We start from the raw sequence: 17,769 nt of genomic DNA, 5'->3' as shown, positions 1-17,769 counted from the left end.
ACTCGGTGTATGGTCTGCCCGTCTCACCCGATCGAGGGGCGCTTCGCGGTCGTCACGAACGCGGTGTGGGATGCGGTGGACGCGGAGCGTGTGACTGACGAGAGCACGCGAAGCGGACGGTGAAGTCGTGTGGTCCTGACGCCCTAGCGGCAGGTGTCTCGTCGCAACACGCGAAGGCGTGATGCGGGGGCGGTGACAAGCAAGCCCAGTCTCGCCGGGGAGAGCACGAAGTAAGCCGTAGCCCATCGCGCAGGGAAAGCCGGATTGCTCCGGTTACACCTGTGGTCCTACCCCCGTGCTTTCTACCTTTTGCACGGGGCCCATGGGTGCGATCGGCACCCGGCTTTCCCTGCGCCCTCTGTTTCCAGCGAGGGCTAGTAAACGCAAGACTCGGGCGCAGCGCGCCGCGAGGATGCGGATGTATGTCTCAAGCTAGCGCCACATATTCGATGTCGTCCTGGCGAAAGCCAGGACCCATTACCCCAAACATTCGTTGCTGCGCGACGCTGGGGCCACGATCCCGTTCATCACCGAATCGGGTGGTTATGGGTCCTGGGACGACGGCGGTCGATGCCGAGCCTCCGCCGGGCGCCCCGGAGGACCTGATGACGACCCCGATTTCCTCCGCTAACGTGCCCGCAAAGCGCCGCCAACAAGGCGGAGCATCCTAAGGGAGGACAGGCGCGTGCATCGAGGCCGTGTCGTATTCGGCGCCATGGACGAAGTCGTGTTCGGGCGCCCCGCCGCTGAGGCGATCGTCGAGCAGCTCGACCGGCTGGGCGCGCAGCGCGCCTTCTTGATGGTGTCGGGCACGCTGAACCGCGAGACCGACGAGATCGAGAAGGTCCGCCGCGCGCTCGGGACCCGTTGCGCCGGCACCTTCGACCGGATGCCGGCGCATACGCCGCGCGCCGCGGTCATCGCGGCGACGGAACAGGCGCGTGATGCGAAAGCCGATCTGATCGTCACGATCGGCGGCGGCTCGATCACCGACGGCGCCAAGGCGGTGCAGCTTTGCCTCGCCAACGACGTCACGACATCCGACGGCATCGACACGATCCGCACCCATGGCGGCGTCGCGCCCGAGATGAAGCCGCCGGTCGTGCGCCAGATCAGCGTGCCGACCACGATCGCCGGCGGCGAGTTCTCCTCGATCGCGGGCGTCACCAACGAGGCCAAGCGGCAGAAGGAGATGCTGCGCCACCCGCTGGTGATGCCGCGCGCGACCATCCTCGATCCTGAACTCTCGGTGCACACGCCGGACTGGTTGTTCCTGTCGACCGGCATCCGCGCCGTCGACCATTGCGTCGAGGGCATCTGCTCGCGCGAGGCGCATCCTTACGGCGACGCCCAGGCGCTGAAGGGACTGGAGATGCTGGCGCAAGGCCTGCCGCGGGTGAAGGCGGACCCGAAGGACATTTCGGCGCGGATGGATTGCCAGATCGGCACCTGGCTCTCGACCGGCCCGCTCGCCTCCGGCGTGCCGATGGGCGCGAGCCACGGCATCGGGTACGTGCTCGGCGCCGAGTTCGACGTGCCGCACGGCTATACGTCATGCGTGATGCTGCCTGCGGTGATGCGCTGGAACAAGCCCGACAATGCCGACCGGCAGGCGTTTGTCGCGGCCGCGATGGGTCACCCGAACGCGGACGCCGGCGACGTGCTCGACCACTTCATCCGCGGCCTCGGCATGCCGCGCAGCCTTCAGGAGGTGGACGTCAGCCCCGAACATTTCGACCGCATCGCGGCGGGTGCGATGCGCACGCCGTGGGTGCCGCGCAATCCGCGCAAGATCGACAGTCCATCCCAGGTCCGCGAGATTCTGATGATGGCCGCCTGAAGCATGATCACGTCGCGAGTGAGGGGGAAATAAAGTTCGATGTACACCGGCAAGCATGCTTACCTGCGCCCGCTGCAACTGGCCTTCATCATGGCCGGGACCGGCGAGATCGTCACCTATCGTGAGCTGGAGGCGCGCTGCAACCGCCTCGCTCATCTGTTCCGCAAGCAAGGCCTGCGGCGGCTCGACCATTATTCGATCTTCATGGAGAACAACAACCGCTACCTCGAGGCCTGCGGCGCCGGCGAGCGGTCGGGCCTGTACTTCACCTGCGTCAACTCATTCCTCACGCCGGGCGAGCTCGCCTACATCCTGACCAACAGCCAGTCGCGGGTCCTGATCACCTCGAAGCTGAAGCTCGACATCGCGCGCGAGGCGCTGAACGAGTGTCCGCAGGTCGAGCTCTGCATCGTGGTCGACGGCAACAGTGAAAGCGATCGCATTGTCGGGCTCGCGCAGGCGACCGCCGGCCTGCCGGCAACTCCGATCGCGGACGAGGCGCTGGGCACCGCGATGCTGTATTCGTCCGGTACCACCGGCCGGCCCAAGGGCATCGTGCGGCCGCTGCCGGAAGAGCCGCCGGGGCAAAACCTGCCGCTGTTCGATTTCCTGATCAAGCTCTGGCACTACCGTGAGGGCATGGTCTACCTCTCGCCGGCGCCGCTCTATCACTCGGCGCCGCAGGCCGCGGTCAATCTCACCATCCGCATGGGCGGCACCGTCGTGATCATGGAGAGTTTCGATCCGGAGCGCTATCTCGAGCTGATCGAGAGATGGGGCATCACCCACAGCCAGCTGGTGCCGACCATGTTCTCGCGCATGCTGAAGCTGCCCGAGGAGGTCCGCACCCGCTACGATCTGTCGTCGCTGGAGATCGCGATCCATGCCGCGGCGCCCTGTCCGGCACTGGTCAAGGACGACATGATCAAATGGTGGGGCCCGATCATCCACGAATATTACGGCGCGACCGAAGGCCTCGGCTTCACCGCCTGCAACAGCCAGGAATGGCTCGCGCATCGCGGTACCGTCGGCAAGGTGCTGCTCGGCGACCTGCATATTCTCGACGAGAACATGCAGCCTTGCCCGAAGGGCACGCCCGGCACCGTCTGGTTCAAGACCGGCTCGCCCTTCGAGTATTTCAACGATCCGGCAAAAACCGGCGAGGCCCGCTCGGCGGACGGCAGCATGAGCACGGTCGGCGACGTCGGCTATGTCGATGACGACAACTTCCTCTATCTCACCGACCGCGCCACCTTCATGATCATCTCCGGTGGCGTGAACATCTATCCGCAAGAATGCGAGAACCTCCTGATCACCCACCCCAAGGTCGCCGACGCCGCGGTGTTCGGGGTGCCCAATGTCGATCTCGGCGAGGAGGTGAAGGCGGTGGTGCAGCCGGCCGACGGCATCGCGCCGGGGCCTGAACTCGCCGAGGAGCTGATCGCATTCTGCACCGGCGCGCTGTCGCGCCAGAAGGTGCCGCGCTCGGTGGATTTCGAGGCCGAGCTGCCGCGGCTGCCGACCGGAAAGCTCTACAAGCGCCTGCTGCGCGACCGCTACTGGGGCAACAAGACCTCGCGGATCGTCTGAGCGGTCGATGCGGCGGACCGGAGCGATGCTGCGAGGCAGACCGGAGGGCGCAACGGACTCGCCCGTCGCGCGGATTTCGCGCTATGCTCGGCAATCGCAAGCCAGCTTCGCCGGAGGCCGCCATGCCGTCGCCCCAGCCGCGCGAGCCCGAGCCGGTACAGCCCGGAAAGCTCGAATTCACCGCCGCCGAGATCGGCGCTCTCGCCCACCTCTATCGCGGCGAGGTCTACCGCAGCACCGTCTGGCGCACCCGCCTCGACAGCTCGACCAACTGGGCAGTTGTCACGACCGGGATCGCGCTGTCGGCGACCTACAGCAGCGCGGAATCCTCGCCACTGCCGATGGTGCTGGTCGGGCTGCTGGTGACCGTGTTCCTGCTGTTCGAGGCGCGGCGCTATCGCTATTTCAGCGTCTGGCGCGCCCGCGCCCGGTTGCTCGAAACCGATTTCTACGCGCCGATGATCCGCGGCGAAGGCCCCTCGCCGAACTCGGCCTGGACCGAGTTGCTGGCCAACGACTATCGCCACCCCCGCTATCACATCAGCTATGTCAGGGCGATCGGCCGGCGGCTGCGGCGGACCTATGGCTGGATCTTCGCAATCCAGGCCATCGCATACTACGGCAAGCTTGCGATCCATCCCTTGCCGCTGACCATGATGAGCGAGATCTTGGACCGTGCCTCGATCGGCCCGATTCCTGGAACCATCGTCATTCTGGCCGGCGTCGCCTTCCACTCCAGCTGGGCGCTGTTCGCCTTCATCACGCATCGCATCGAGGTCATCGACCGGCGCAAGCGGCACAACCTGATCGCGATGGGGTGAGGTGCCGCGCCTCGCGTTGCCGCTGGCGGGCTTTTCCCCTAACCTCACATCAACAAGAAAAGTCAGGGAGGATGTGCCGATGGACGTGATCCCACTGCGTCAGGGGTTTGGAGCCGAACTGCGTGGCGTCACGCTGTCAGATGTTGCCGCCAGCGATGCCGCCTATGCGGCCGTGCGCGCGGCGTTCGAGGAACATTCGGTGCTGGTGTTCCGCGGCCAGCAGGTCGATGACGACATCCAGCTCGCCTTCTCGCGCCGCTTCGGCCCGCCCGAGGTGACCAAGGTCGGTTCGATGGGCACCGGCTCGCATTTCGTGATCCTCTCGACCTTCGGGCCCGACGGCCAGGTGGTTCCGTCGGATCATCGGCAGCAGCTGCGCGCCAGGGCCAACCAGCTCTGGCACACCGACTCCTCGTTCAAGCGCGTGCCGGCGCTGACCTCGATCCTGTCCGCGCGCATCATCCCCGAACATGGCGGCGAGACCGAATTCGTCTCGATGCGGCTTGCCTTCGAGCGGCTCGACAAGGACGTGGCAAAGCGGCTGGAGAATTCGTTCGCCTGGCACTCCTACGCACATTCGCGCAGCAAGGTGGCCACCGGGCTCGCAACATCCGAGGAAACCGATGCGCTGCCGCCGGTGTGTTGGCGCATGGTCTGGCGCAATCCCGTCAACGGCCGCGGCGCGCTGTATCTCGCCTCCCACGCCTATGGCGTCGAAGGCATGGATGCCGAGGCCGGCAAGGCGCTGATCGCGCAGTTGACGGAGGCTGCGACCGCGCCCGGCGTCAGCTATCTGCACCAATGGAAGCAGGGCGATGTCGTGATGTGGGACAATCGCGCCACCATGCATCGCGGCCGCCCCTGGCCGGCGCATGAGGGCCGCCTGATGATCCGCACCACGATCTCGGCGACCGAGGCGGATGGCGTCGCCAGCGTGAGCCCACCCTCGTCGCAGGCGGCGGAGTGATGCGAATGCTGTACCTGTTGTACCGTCATCCTGAGGAGCGCGCTCTTGCGCGCGTCTCGAAGGATCGACGGCCCGACTAGTGGCCGTGCATCCTTCGAGGCTCGCTCCGCTCGCACCTCAGGATGACGGAGAACATGTCGACGGCCACACTCGCAACCGGCGACAAACTGTCGCTGTTTGCAGACCGTTCACTCCGCACGCCTCGGCATCAGCAACCAAATTCGAACGGGGATTCGCCGCTGCATAGCAAAACACGCAAGGTTCCCCGTAATCACACGCATTATTCCCGGTCCCTGGATATTTTTAATGCTCTGGCGTCATCCGAATTGCCAATCCCTTCGCGAGCCTCGCTGGTTGCCCGACAGCGTCACCGTGGTATCGTCGATGCCAATCGGCCATTGAGACCGAAATGTGGGAGGGACCATGCGGAGCGTGCAAGCGCTGGCCGTCGCGGTGTTGTCTGTGCTGACTAACAGCGGCGCTTCACTCGCAGCCGAGCCGAAATCAGGCGGCATCTTCAGGATCTATCACCGCGACAGTCCCGGCAGCGCCTCGATCCACGAGGGCGCGACCTATTCGCTGAACGTGCCGTTCATGCCGATCTTCAGCAATCTCGTGATTTTCGACCAGCACATCGCCCAGAACAGCGCCAGCACGATCCGGCCCGAGCTTGCGGAGAGCTGGGCCTGGAGCGGCGACAACAAGACGCTCACCTTCAAGCTGCGCAAGGACGTGAAATGGCACGACGGCAAGCCGCTCACGGCGGCCGACGTCAAATGCACCTTCGACATGCTGATGGGCAAGTCGCAGCAGAAATTTCGGCAGAATCCGCGAAAATCCTGGTACGACCAGGTCGACGAGGTCACGACCAACGGTGACCTCGAGGCGTCGTTCAAGCTGAAGCGGCCGCAGCCCGCGCTATTGTCGCTGCTCGCCTCGGGCTATACGCCGATCTATCCCTGCCACGTGTCGCCAGGCGACATGCGCACCAAGCCTGTCGGCACCGGGCCGTTCAAGTTCGTCGAGTTCAAGGCCAACGAATCGATCAAGCTCGCCAAGAACCCCGATTACTTCAAGAAGGGCCTGCCCTATCTCGACGGCATCGAGTTCACCATCATCACCAACCGCTCGACGGCGATCCTCGGTTTCGTCTCGGGCAAGTTCGACATGACATTCCCGACCGAGGTCTCGATCCCGCTGCTCAAGGACGTCAAGTCGCAGGCGCCCAATGCCGTCTGCGTGGTGGAACCGAACAACGTCTCCACCAACATCATCATCAATTCGAGCGGACCGCCGTTCGACAACATCGACATCCGCCGCGCGCTGGCGCTGGCGCTCGACCGCAAGGCGTTCATCCAGATCATGTTCGAGGGCCAAGGCGATATCGGCGGCACCATGGAGCCAGCGCCGGACGGCCTGTGGGCGATGCCCAAGGACATGCTTGAATCGATCCCCGGCTACGGTCCCGACATCGAGAAGAACCGCGAGGAAGCCCGCAAGCTGATGCAGAAGGCGGGCTATGGCCCGGACAAGCACCTGCAGATCAAGGTGTCGACCCGCAACATCGCGGTCTACCGCGATCCTGCGATCATCCTGATCGACCAGATCAAGAGCATCTATATCGACGCCGAGCTCGACGTCGTCGACACCGCGCAGTGGTTCCCGAAGATCGCGCGCAAGGACTATTCGCTCGGCCTCAACCTCACCGGCAATGCCGTCGACGAGCCCGATCAGTCCTTCTACGAGAACTATGCCTGCGGCTCGGAGCGGAACTACACCAATTATTGCAACAAGGACATCGAGAAGCTGTTCGACCAGCAGTCGGAAGAGACCAACCTCGACAAGCGCAAGAAGCTGGTCTGGGAGATCGACAAGAAGCTGCAGGAAGACGTCGCGCGTCCGATCATCTTCCATGCCCGCACCGGCACCTGCTGGCAGCCTTACGTAAAGAATGTCACGATCATGTCCAACAGCTCCTATAACGGCTATCGTTACGAAGACGTCTGGCTGGACAAGTAGCGCGAAGAAGATTCGAGACCAGGGAGAGAGCCAGGGTGTTTGCCTATATCGTGCGGCGGCTGTTCCTGATGCTCGTGACCCTGTTCGGGATCTCGGTCATCATCTTCGTGCTGCTGCGGGTCGTTCCGGGCAACATCGTCGACATCCTGTTCGACGCCGCGGGCTTCGTCGATCCCGCCGACAAGGCTAATCTCGAGCGCGAGCTCGGCCTGAGCCAGCCGATCGTGATCCAGTATCTGCACTGGATCGGCGGCCTGCTGCGGGGCGACCTCGGCTATTCCTACGTCTCGGAGAAGCCGGCGCTGGAGGAAATCCTGCCGCGGATTCCGATCACCGCGCGGCTTGCAGGGCTGGCGCTGCTGTTCTCGGCCTCGATCGGCATCCCGCTCGGCGTCATCAGCGCCGTGCACCAGGGTTCAAAGCTCGACTACGCGCTGCGCGTGGTCAGCCTCAGCGGCCTGTCGCTGCCGTCGTTCTGGCTCGGCCTGCTGGTCCTGATGGCCTCGGTCTCGCTGTTCGGCACGATGCCGATCTTCAACCCCAACCCGAAAACCTGGACCGAGGCACTCGCGATCTATGCCGTGCCGGCGATGGCAGTCGCCTTCCGCAGCGCGGCACTGACCATGCGCATCACCCGCTCCTCGATGCTGGAAATCCTGCGCCAGGACTATATCCGCACCGCGCGCGCCAAGGGCGCCTCCGAGGCCTCCGTGAACTATCACCATGCGCTGAAGAACGCAGTGCTGCCGGTCATCACCGTGATCGGCATCGAGGCCGCGTTCCTTATCGGCGGCCTGATCGTGACGGAAACCGTGTTCAACATCCCCGGCATCGCCCGCTTCCTGGTCGAGGCGCTGCGCTGGCGCGACTACCCGATCGTGCAGAACCTCGTGATGTTCATCGCGGTGGTTGTGGTTGTCGTGAATTTCACTGTCGACATGCTCTATGCGGCGATCGACCCGCGCATCCGGTTTGGGGACTAGCATGATCCGGAAAAGTGGGAACCGGTTTTCCGATAAGATCATGCTCAAATAGAGAGCCCGATGGCGACGATCAATTTCGAAAGTGAACTGCGACGCGCCGGGGCCAACGCCACCGGCGGCTGGGGGCGGGTTGCCTTCCTCGCGCAGCGCCACGTGCTAGGCACCATCGGCCTGATCATCATGCTGCTGTTCGTGCTGACCGCGCTATCGGCCAACGTCATCAGCCGCTACGATCCGCTCAGCGTCGATTCCGCGCACCGGTTGGCCGCCCCCTCCATGCTGCACTGGTTCGGCACCGATTCCTTCGGCCGTGACGTCTGGAGCCGCATCGTCCATGGCGCACGGATTTCGCTCGCGGTCGGCATCGGCTCCACGACCCTCGGCGCCACACTCGGCGTGATCGTAGGTCTCACCTCCGGCTATCTCGCCGGCTGGGTCGATCTCGTGTTCCAGCGGGTGACCGACATCCTGCAATCGCTGCCGCTGCTGGTGCTCGCGCTTGTCATGACCGCGGCGCTCGGCCCCTCGTTGCCGAACGTGATCCTTGCGATCGCGATTCCTCTGATCCCGACGGTTGCCCGCGTGATCCGCGCCAACACGCTGGCGCTGCGCGAACAGCCGTTCGTCGAGGCGGCCAAATCGATCGGCATGAGCGAGACGCGGATTGCGCTGCGCCATGTGCTGCCGAACACCATCGCACCGCTGATCGTGCTCGCCACCGCGCAACTCGGCTCGACCATCCTGACCGAGGCGTCGCTGTCGTTCCTCGGCCTCGGCATTCCCGAGCCTTATCCCTCCTGGGGTCGCATGCTGTCGGAATCCGCAGCCGAATACGTCCGCACCGCGCCGTGGCTGGTGATCTTCCCCGGCATTGCCATCAGCCTCGCGGTGTTCGGCACCAATCTGTTCGGCGACGCGTTGCGCGATATCCTCGATCCGAGGCAGCGGGGCTGATGAGCGAGGCTGTTACGCTCGATACGGTTCTCGATGTGAAGAACCTGCAAACGGTGTTCTTCACCAATTCCGGCCTGTTCCGCGCGGTCGACGACGTCTCGTTCTCGGTCGGCCGCGGCGAGACGCTCGCGATCGTCGGCGAATCCGGCTGCGGCAAGAGCGTCAGCGCGCTCTCGATCATGCGCCTGGTGCCCGATCCGCCCGGTCGCATCGTCGGCGGCTCGGTCACGCTCGAGGGCACCGACCTCTTGAAGCTCGATGATGCCGCGATGCGCGACATCAGGGGCAACCGCATCTCGATGATCTTCCAGGAGCCTATGACATCGCTCAATCCGGTGATGCGGATCGGCGACCAGATCATCGAGGCGGTGCGTCTGCATCAGAAGGTGAGCAGCAAGGAGGCCTGGAAACAGGCGGTCGACATGCTGCGGCTGGTGCGCATCCCCGAGCCGGAGCGCCGCGCGCAAGAATATCCGCATCAGCTGTCCGGCGGCATGCGCCAGCGTGCCATGATCGCGATGGCGTTGGCGTGCCGGCCGGCGCTGTTGATCGCGGACGAGCCGACCACTGCGCTCGACGTCACCATCCAGGCGCAGATCCTCGCGCTGATCGTCGATCTGCAGAAGCGGCTCGGCACCGGGCTGATCCTGATCACCCATGACCTCGGTGTCGTCGCGCAGACCGCGCAGCGCGTGATCGTGATGTATGCCGGCAAGAAGGTCGAGGAAGCGACCGTCGAGGCGCTGTTCGAGACGCCGCTGCACCCCTACACGCGCGGGCTGATGGCCTCGATGCCCGCGGTAATCGCGCTCGGCGCGAAGACCGATGCGCGGCTGACCGAAATTCCCGGCATGGTGCCGTCGCTGACCAATCTGCCGCCCGGCTGCGCCTTCGCGCCGCGCTGCAAGCTCGCGATCGACCGCTGCCGCCAAGAGTATCCGCCGCTCGATGAGATCAAGAGCAATCACTGGGCGGCATGCTGGCGCGCCGGCGAGATGACGGAGGCGTCATGACCGAGCAGCGCCCGCTCCTCGAGGTCACCGATCTCGTCAAGCATTACGCGGTGCGCGGCGGCGTGCTGCGCCGCCAGGTCGGCACCGTGCATGCCGTCGACGGCGTCAGCTTTGCGCTTGGCGCGGGCGAGACGCTCGGCCTGGTCGGCGAATCCGGCTGCGGCAAGTCGACGGTGGCGCGCACCGTGCTACGGCTGGTCGAACCGACCAGCGGCGCGATCAAGCTCGATGGCGAGGACATCGCGCCGCTCAGCAAGACCGCGCTGCGGCCCTACCGCCGCTCGATGCAGATCGTGTTCCAGGACCCGTTCGCCTCGCTCAACCCGCGCATGACGGCCGGCGACATTGTCGGCGAGCCTCTGATTGTGCACGGCCTCGCCACCGGCGCGAAGAAGCAGGAGCGCGTCGCGGAACTGTTCCAGCAGGTCGGCCTGCGGCCCGACCAGATGAAGAATTTTCCGCATCAATTCTCCGGCGGCCAGCGCCAGCGCATCTGCATTGCGCGCGCATTGTCGCTTGGCCCGCGGCTGATCGTCTGCGACGAGCCGGTCTCCGCGCTCGATGTCTCGATCCAGGCGCAGGTGATCAATTTGCTGATCGACCTGCAGCGCCAGCAGAATTTTTCCTACCTCTTCATCGCGCACGACCTCGCGGTCGTTGCCCATATCAGCCACCGCGTCGCGGTGATGTATCTCGGCCGCATCGTCGAGATCGCGGACAAGCACGAGTTGTTCGCCAATCCGCGCCATCCTTACACCCAGGCGCTGCTTGCGTCCGTGCCGGTCGCCGACCCCAAGGCCAAGCGGCTCGCACCGATGATCGACGGCGACGTGCCGAGCCCGATCAACCCGCCCTCAGGCTGCGCCTTCCACACCCGCTGCCGCTACGCGATCGACCGCTGCAAAACGGAGCGCCCGGTGCTGCAAACGGCGGGCACGGGTCATCAGGTCGCCTGCTGGCTGAATGACGGGACCGGGCGGATTAGTCAATAATGCAGTGCCGTCCCGGCGAAGGCCGGGACCCATAGCCACAAATGTCGGTTGTTGCAACGAGCTGCGGCCCCAGCGCGCTTCAGCAATCAGCATCGGTGGTTATGGGTCCCGGCTTTCGCCGGGACGACAGCTGTTATGCGGCCGCCTCGATCTCCACCACGATCTTCCCCGTCGTCACCTGCTCGCCCTGGGCGACGTCAATCGACGACACCGTGCCCGCGACGCCGGCGGTGTGGACGTGCTCCATCTTCATCGCCTCCAGCGTCATCACCGGCTGGCCAGCTGCGACCTTGTCGCCCGCCTTCACCAGCACCGCGACGACCCGGCCGTTCATGGCGGCGCGGACCTTGCCGTCGCCGCCGGCGGCCGACGCGCTCTCCGGCGGGGCGAGCGTGAGATCGCGCGCCGACAGCGCGACGCCACGGTGGAGGATGTAGAGCCGATCGCCGTCGCGCAGGAACTTGGCCTGCTCCATCAAGCCGTCGTGGTGGAAGCGGATGCTGTCCTGATCCAGCTCGTCGATCGCGAAGTTGAAGCGATCGCCATTGCGGGTCGCGACGTAGCTGCCGTCGCGCTCGCGAAAAATCTCGATCTCCTGGACGCCGTGGCCGAGATCGATCCGTAGGCCGAGCGGGAATGTCGCCGACAGCGACCGGCCGCGCTGCCAGGGCGGCGCGTGCGGATTGGTGACGTAGAGCAGCAGCGCCGCCAGCGCGAGGTCGCTGCTCCGATCCGGCCGCGGCGCCAGCAACGCATCGCGGTTGTTGCCGATGAAAGCCGTGGTTGCCTCGCCCTTGGCGAACACCGGATGGCGCAGGCAGTCGATCAGGAAACCCTGATTGGTGGTGACGCCGAAGGCCGTGACCTGTTCCAGGGCGCAGATCAGCTTGCCGCGCGCCTCGCCGCGGGTCGCGCCATGGCTGATGACCTTGGCGATCATCGAATCATAGAACGGCGGAATCTCCGAGCCTGATTGCAGCGCGTGCTCGACGCGGATGTCATCGGGCATCTGCCAGCGCGCCATCGTGCCGGATTGCGGCATGAAGTCATGCCCGGCGTCTTCCGAGCACAGCCGCACCTCGATGGCGTGGCCGGAGAACGTGATGTCCTCCTGCTTCACACCGAGCGGCTCGCCGCCGGCGACGCGGAGCTGCAGCTCGACCAGATCGAGCCCGGTGATCGCCTCGGTGACGGGATGCTCGACCTGCAGCCGCGTGTTCATCTCCATGAAGTAAAAATTGCCGGTACGATCGAGCAGGAATTCCAGCGTGCCGGCGCCCTCATAGCCGATCGCCTTGACGGCCTGCACGGCGACCGCACCCATTCGTGCGCGCAGCTCCTGCGTCACCGCTGGCGACGGCGCCTCCTCGATCAGCTTCTGGTGCCGCCGCTGCACCGAGCAATCGCGCTCGCCGAGATGGATGGCGTTGCCATAGTGGTCGCCGAACACCTGGATCTCGATGTGGCGGGGATCGACGATCGCACGCTCGAGGATCACGGTGGGATCGCCGAACGCGCCCTGCGCCTCCGACCGCGCGCTGCGCAGCGCGTCCGGAAATGCCGCGGCGTCCGCGACGAGCCGCATACCGCGGCCGCCGCCACCGGCGACCGCCTTGATCATCACGGGGAAACCAATCACCTTGGCCTCCGTCAGCATCACGGCATCGCCCTGATCGGCGCCCTGACAGCCGGGCACGCAGGGCACGCCGGCCTTTTGCATGATCTCCTTGGCGCCGGCCTTGTTCCCCATCGCACGGATCGCTTCCGGCGACGGCCCGATGAACACCAGCCCGGCATCGCGGCACGCTTGCGCAAAGTCCTCGTTCTCGGCGAGGAAGCCGTAGCCCGGATGCACCGCGCCGGCGCCGCTCGCCTTGGCGGCTGCGATGATCGTGTCGATCTTCAGATAGGATTGCGCCGGCAGCGCCTCGCCGATCCGCACCGCTTGATCCGCCTCGCGCACATGCAGCGCATCGCGATCGGCATCCGAATAGACTGCGACGACGCCATAGCCGAGCCGCCGCGCCGTGCGCATGATGCGCAGCGCGATCTCGCCGCGGTTGGCGATCAGGATCTTGAAGAACGGTGTCCGCTTCACGATTGCCCCGCTCATGGCCGCGCCACCGAGAACTGCATGCGCTGCGGGGTGCGCGCCTCCGCCTCGCGGCAGATCGCCAGCACGTCGGCGAGCACGCTGCGGGTGTCGCGCGGATCGATCACGCCGTCGTCGAGCACGCGGGCGCTGGTCGAAAATACGTCCATCTGGCTGTCGAACACGCCGGTGATCTGCGCCTTCATCGCCTCCAGCTTCTCCTTCTCGATCGGCTTGCCGCGCCTGATGGCAGCGGCTTCGGTCACGATCGCCATCGTTTCGGCGGCCTGCTCGCCGCCCATCACCGCGGTCTTGGCGTTGGGCCAGGAGAAGCAGAAGCGCGGATGAAAGCCGCGGCCGCACATGCCGTAATTGCCGGCGCCGAACGAGGCGCCGCAATACAGCGTGATCTGCGGCACCGTCGCCGACGTCACCGCCTGGATCATCTTCGAACCATGCTTGATCATGCCGGCCTCTTCATAGGCCTTGCCTACCATGTAGCCGGTGGTGTTGTTCATATAGAGGATCGGTGTGCGCGACTGGCAACAGGCCTGGATGAAGTGCGTCGCCTTGTTGGCGCCGGGCACGTCGAGCGGGCCATTGTTGGTGATGATGCCGATCGCCTGCCCTTCGATGCGGGCATGACCACAAACCGTCGCCGGGCCGTAATTGGCGCCGAATTCGGTGAAGTCGGAATCGTCGATGAAGCGCGCGATCGCCTGGCGCATGTCGACGGGGCGCTTGTGGTCCATCGGCATGATGCCGAGCAGCTCCTCGGCGTCATAGCGCGGCGGCCTGAACGCGGCGGGTTCGGACGCCGGTCGGTCCCAAGGACGGTCCCATGGCAGCTTGGCCATGATCTCGCGCGCGATGCGCAGCGCATCGCGGTCGTCCTCGGCGAGATAGTCGCCAAGGCCCGAGATCGAGGTGTGCATCTCGGCGCCGCCGAGCTCCTCCTCGGTCGCGATCTCGCCGGTAGCGGCCTTCAGCAAAGGCGGCCCGGCCAGGAAGGCGCGGGTGCGGCCGCGGACCATCACGATGTAGTCGGAGAGGCCCGTCTGGTAGGCGCCGCCCGCGGTCGAGGAGCCATGGGTGACGGTGACGACAGGAAGCCCCGCCGCCGACAGCCGCGCGAGATTGCGGAAGATATTGCCGCCTCTGACAAAGTCCTCGACCCGATAGCGCAGCAGATTGGCGCCGGCGCTCTCGACCAGCTGCACATAGGGCAGCTTGTTCTCCAGCGCGAGCTCCTGCACCCGCAGCGTCTTGTCGAGGCCATAGGGTTGCAGCGCGCCGGCGTCGATGCCGGCATCATTGGCGCTGACCATGCAGCGGATGCCAGAGACGAAGCCGATGCCGGCGACCAGCCCGCCGCCAGGTACGCTCTTGTCGGCGTCAGCCACGTCGAACATGTAGCCCGCGAGCGTCGACAGCTCGAGGAAGGGCGAGCCGGGATCGAGCACCAGCGCAACGCGCTCGCGCGGCAACAGCTGGCCGCGCTTGTGGAAGCGGTCTTTGGCCGCGGCAGACGCCGCGCGCGTGCGCTCCTCCAACCCCCGCATCCGGGCGATCAGCGCCAGCATGCCGTCGCGATTGCCCTGGAAGCCGGCGCTACCGGTGGAAATCGTGTTCTCGATAATGGCCATCAAACTTGCTCCGTCATTCCGGGGCGATGCGAACGCATCGAACCCGGAATCTCGAGGTTGTTGCGCGAGATTCCGGGTTCGCGCTTCGCGCGCCCCGGAATGACGAGGGTGGAGATAGCCATCATCATGCGCTCTTTCCGTCGAAATATGCACTGTATTGCTGCCGCAGCTCGACCTTGCGCAGTTTGCCGGTCGCGGTCATCGGCATTTCCTCGAGGATACGCACCAGCTTCGGCACCTGGAAGCCGCCGAGATGCTTTCTGCAATGCGCCTCGATACCGGCCTCGTCGGCCACCGCGCCGGGCTTCAGCTTGACGAAGGCGGAGACCGCCTCGCCCCATTGCGGATGCGGCAGGCCGACCACGGCGGCGTTCTGCACGGCGGGATGCGCCAGCAAGGTCTCCTCGATCTTGACGGAGGCGACGTTCTCGCCGCCCGACTTGATCATGTCCTTCTTGCGGTCGAGGAACAGCACCTCGCCATTGCCGTCGATCAGGGCCAGATCGCCGGTATGGTGCCAGCCGAACTTGCGCGCCTCCTCGGTCGATTTGACGTCCTTGTAGTACCCCATCATCACATTAGGTCCGCGATGCACCAGCTCGCCGATCTCGCCGCGCGGCAGAAGGTTGCCGTTGTCGTCCATGATCGCGGTCTCGTTGACAACAAGCGACTCGCCCCAGTAGTTGCCGAAACGGTCGAGCTGCACCTCCGGCCGCGACATCGTCGTTGCCGGATACATCTCGGTCTGGCCGCTGGACAGCACGAAGTTCGGGCACATGTCCGCCATCGCGCGCTCGAGCAGCGGCTTGCCCATCGGCGCCATGGTGTAGATGCAGCAGCGCAGGCCCGACAGGTCGTATTCGCGTCGGCGCGGATGATCGAGGATCGCCTGATACATCAGCGACAGGCCGACGAACACGGTGAGCCGGTCGCGAACGATCGCCTCCATGCAGACGACCGGATCGAAGCCGCGCATCAATGCCATTCGGCCGCCGACCGAGAGATAGCTGAGCAGCAGCACGTGGCCGGCGCAGTGGAACAGCGGAAACTGCCCGGTGATCCCGTCATCGCGCGAGAGCTGCATCTCGATGCAGTTGCTCATCACGGCCATGACAACGGCGAGGTGGCAGTGCATCGCGCCCTTCGGCCGCGAGGTGGTGCCCGAGGTGTAGATGATCATCGCAAGATCGCGGTCGTTGATCTCGACCTCCGGCTCGATGTCGGATTGCCCTTCCAGGAGATCGTTGAAGCTTTGCAACCCGGTCTTGCCGGCATTGCCGGTCAGGTCGATTGCGATCATCTCCATGCCGCGCGCTTCCAGTGCGGCGCGCCGGTCGGCCTGAGCGTGCAGATTGTCATCGATGATGGCGAAGCGCACCTCGGCATGGCCGAGGATGTAGTCCATGTCGGACGGCCCGAGCATGGTGTTGATCGGCACCCAGACCAGGCCGGCGCGGTGGATGCCGAACAGCGCTTTGACGAACTCGACGGAGTTGTTGCAGATGGTCGAGATCTTCTCGCCCGGCTTCAGCCCGCGCTGCACCAGGTGATTGGCAAAGCGGTTGGCGTCGCGTTCGAGCTCGGTGAAGCTGACCTGCCTGTTGCCGTCGGTCAGCGCGACACGATCCGGAAACCGCCGCGCGGCGCGCTTCAAGAGGTCGCCGATCGCGACCCGCCCGATACGACCCGGCCCGGTGACGCCGCCGGTTGCTAAGAGGTTGTCCATGTGGCTCCTCCTCCGTCGTCATTGCGAGGAGCGAAGCGACGAAGCAATCCTTCCGATGGCAAGATGGATTGCTTCGCTTCGCTCGCAATGACGGCGGGGTTGACGATCAGTGCCTGACCCCAAAGATCTGCCGCGCTTCTGCTGGGCTCGCTATCTCGCGGCCGGCACGGCGCGCGCAGGCGGCGAGGCCTTCGACGAGCTGCCCGTTCGAGGTCACCTTGGTGCCGTCGCCGAGATAGAACGTGTCCTCGAGCCCGCTACGCAGATGGCCGCCGAGGTCGGCGGCGCGCTGGTGCAGCGGCCAGATCTCGGCGCGGCCGATCGCGGTGACCTGCCAATGCGCGTCCGGCATCTTCAGCTTCAAGAGGATCGGCAGCAGCTCCGGATCAGCCGGCATGCCCGAGGCGACGCCCATGACGAAATTGTATTCGAGCGGCCCGGAATACATGCCGGTCTGCCGGTACATGCCGACGCAGCGCACGATGCCGACATCGAAGCATTCGAATTCGGGGATGGTGCCGGCCACCTTCATCACATCGAGATAGTCCTGCACCTTCTCGACCGCGTTATCGAACATCATCGGCGGCCACGCCCAGGTGTTGTCGGCCTTGACCTTCAGATAGTTCAGAGAGCCTGCATTGCAGGCGGCGATCTCGGGCCTGGTCTCGCGCACGCAGTCGAGCGCGCCCTGGTAGTTCGGGCCCGAGGTCCCCGTGGTGTGATTGATGATCACGCCCGGGCAAGCCTCGCGGATCGCCTGCTGGATCTCCTTGCTGATGCTGACATCCCATGACGGCAGGTGGCCCTTGTTCGGCTCCTGCTGGCGCAGATGGATGTGCATGATGCTGGCGCCGGCGTTGAACGCGGCTTTGGCCTCGCGCGCCATCTGTTCCGGCGTCACCGGGACGTTGTGCTGCTTCGGGTCGGTAAGCACGCCGTTCAGCGCGCAGGTGATGACGGCCTTGTCGCTCATGGCGTCTCGCTTGTCCGGGTTGCAGCGCACATGCGCCGTTGGTTTTCCCATGATGAGAACTTTGCCGTCGCGCCATCTTGCGTTGACTGGCTAAGTCGATGCGCCCGCGCAGCAATTCGCCGCCAGCCGGTTAACACAAGACGTAAGACCGCA

At 65.2% G+C, this 17,769-nt stretch carries 14 protein-coding genes; 9 read left to right on the top strand and 5 right to left on the bottom strand.

The genetic code is table 11. The features are described 5' to 3' along the window. Window positions 1–685: 685 nt before the first annotated feature. From G6P99_RS03755 to G6P99_RS03715, 9 genes are all read left to right on the top strand, one after another. Window positions 686–1,840, top strand: a complete 1,155-nt coding sequence (locus G6P99_RS03755) for an iron-containing alcohol dehydrogenase (protein WP_029080449.1) — start codon at window positions 686–688, stop codon at window positions 1,838–1,840. A 39-nt stretch (window positions 1,841–1,879) separates the two neighbouring features. Further along, window positions 1,880–3,430: an AMP-binding protein gene (locus G6P99_RS03750; RefSeq protein WP_029080450.1), complete on the top strand. Its 1,551-nt coding sequence runs from the start codon at window positions 1,880–1,882 to the stop codon at window positions 3,428–3,430. Between the two features lie 122 nt (window positions 3,431–3,552). Next, entirely contained in the window at window positions 3,553–4,251 is a 699-nt protein-coding gene (locus G6P99_RS03745) for a DUF2270 domain-containing protein (RefSeq protein WP_245284639.1), read from the top strand. 79 nt (window positions 4,252–4,330) lie between these two features. Beyond that, window positions 4,331–5,218 carry a TauD/TfdA dioxygenase family protein gene (locus G6P99_RS03740; RefSeq protein ID WP_029080452.1) on the top strand — a complete coding sequence of 296 codons (888 nt, stop codon included), beginning with the start codon at window positions 4,331–4,333 and terminating at the stop codon, window positions 5,216–5,218. Window positions 5,219–5,641: 423 nt separating this feature from the next. Beyond that, window positions 5,642–7,237 carry an ABC transporter substrate-binding protein gene (locus tag G6P99_RS03735; RefSeq protein ID WP_029080453.1) on the top strand — a complete coding sequence of 532 codons (1,596 nt, stop codon included), beginning with the start codon at window positions 5,642–5,644 and terminating at the stop codon, window positions 7,235–7,237. Window positions 7,238–7,272: 35 nt separating this feature from the next. Continuing rightward, the gene (locus tag G6P99_RS03730) at window positions 7,273–8,220 is read left to right on the top strand and encodes an ABC transporter permease (protein WP_029080454.1); all 948 of its coding nucleotides are present in this window, start codon (window positions 7,273–7,275) and stop codon (window positions 8,218–8,220) included. Window positions 8,221–8,280: 60 nt separating this feature from the next. After that, window positions 8,281–9,174, top strand: a complete 894-nt coding sequence (locus G6P99_RS03725) for an ABC transporter permease (RefSeq protein ID WP_029080455.1) — start codon at window positions 8,281–8,283, stop codon at window positions 9,172–9,174. Next, window positions 9,174–10,187 (top strand): ABC transporter ATP-binding protein, encoded by a 1,014-nt coding sequence (locus G6P99_RS03720; protein ID WP_029080456.1) that lies wholly within the window; start codon window positions 9,174–9,176, stop codon window positions 10,185–10,187. The genes G6P99_RS03725 and G6P99_RS03720 overlap by 1 nt, the downstream gene beginning before the upstream one ends. Next, window positions 10,184–11,179 (top strand): ABC transporter ATP-binding protein, encoded by a 996-nt coding sequence (locus G6P99_RS03715; RefSeq protein ID WP_165127304.1) that lies wholly within the window; start codon window positions 10,184–10,186, stop codon window positions 11,177–11,179. The genes G6P99_RS03720 and G6P99_RS03715 overlap by 4 nt, the downstream gene beginning before the upstream one ends. Before the next feature lie 133 nt (window positions 11,180–11,312). On the opposite strand, the gene G6P99_RS03710 is transcribed toward G6P99_RS03715, so the two are convergent. From G6P99_RS03710 to G6P99_RS03690, 5 genes are all read right to left on the bottom strand, one after another. Further along, window positions 11,313–13,292 (bottom strand): acetyl/propionyl/methylcrotonyl-CoA carboxylase subunit alpha, encoded by a 1,980-nt coding sequence (locus tag G6P99_RS03710; RefSeq protein ID WP_165127302.1) that lies wholly within the window; start codon window positions 13,290–13,292, stop codon window positions 11,313–11,315. Beyond that, complete coding sequence (locus G6P99_RS03705; protein ID WP_165127300.1) at window positions 13,289–14,917, bottom strand: acyl-CoA carboxylase subunit beta; 1,629 nt, start codon at window positions 14,915–14,917, stop codon at window positions 13,289–13,291. Before G6P99_RS03705 ends, G6P99_RS03710 begins: the two co-directional genes overlap by 4 nt. Continuing rightward, window positions 14,917–15,045 carry a hypothetical protein gene (locus tag G6P99_RS03700; RefSeq protein WP_256375159.1) on the bottom strand — a complete coding sequence of 43 codons (129 nt, stop codon included), beginning with the start codon at window positions 15,043–15,045 and terminating at the stop codon, window positions 14,917–14,919. Before G6P99_RS03700 ends, G6P99_RS03705 begins: the two co-directional genes overlap by 1 nt. Continuing rightward, on the bottom strand, window positions 15,042–16,643 hold the full coding sequence (locus G6P99_RS03695) for an AMP-binding protein (RefSeq protein WP_029080460.1): 1,602 nt from the start codon (window positions 16,641–16,643) through the stop codon (window positions 15,042–15,044). Before G6P99_RS03695 ends, G6P99_RS03700 begins: the two co-directional genes overlap by 4 nt. Window positions 16,644–16,749: 106 nt before the next feature. Beyond that, window positions 16,750–17,616 (bottom strand): 3-keto-5-aminohexanoate cleavage protein, encoded by an 867-nt coding sequence (locus tag G6P99_RS03690; protein WP_029080461.1) that lies wholly within the window; start codon window positions 17,614–17,616, stop codon window positions 16,750–16,752. Window positions 17,617–17,769: the final 153 nt, after the last annotated feature.

This window comes from Bradyrhizobium sp. 6(2017) (assembly GCF_011058295.2).
In the GTDB taxonomy this organism is placed as follows: Bacteria; Pseudomonadota; Alphaproteobacteria; order Rhizobiales; family Xanthobacteraceae; genus Bradyrhizobium; species Bradyrhizobium septentrionale.
This window is presented reverse-complemented; position numbering and strand designations above follow the sequence as displayed.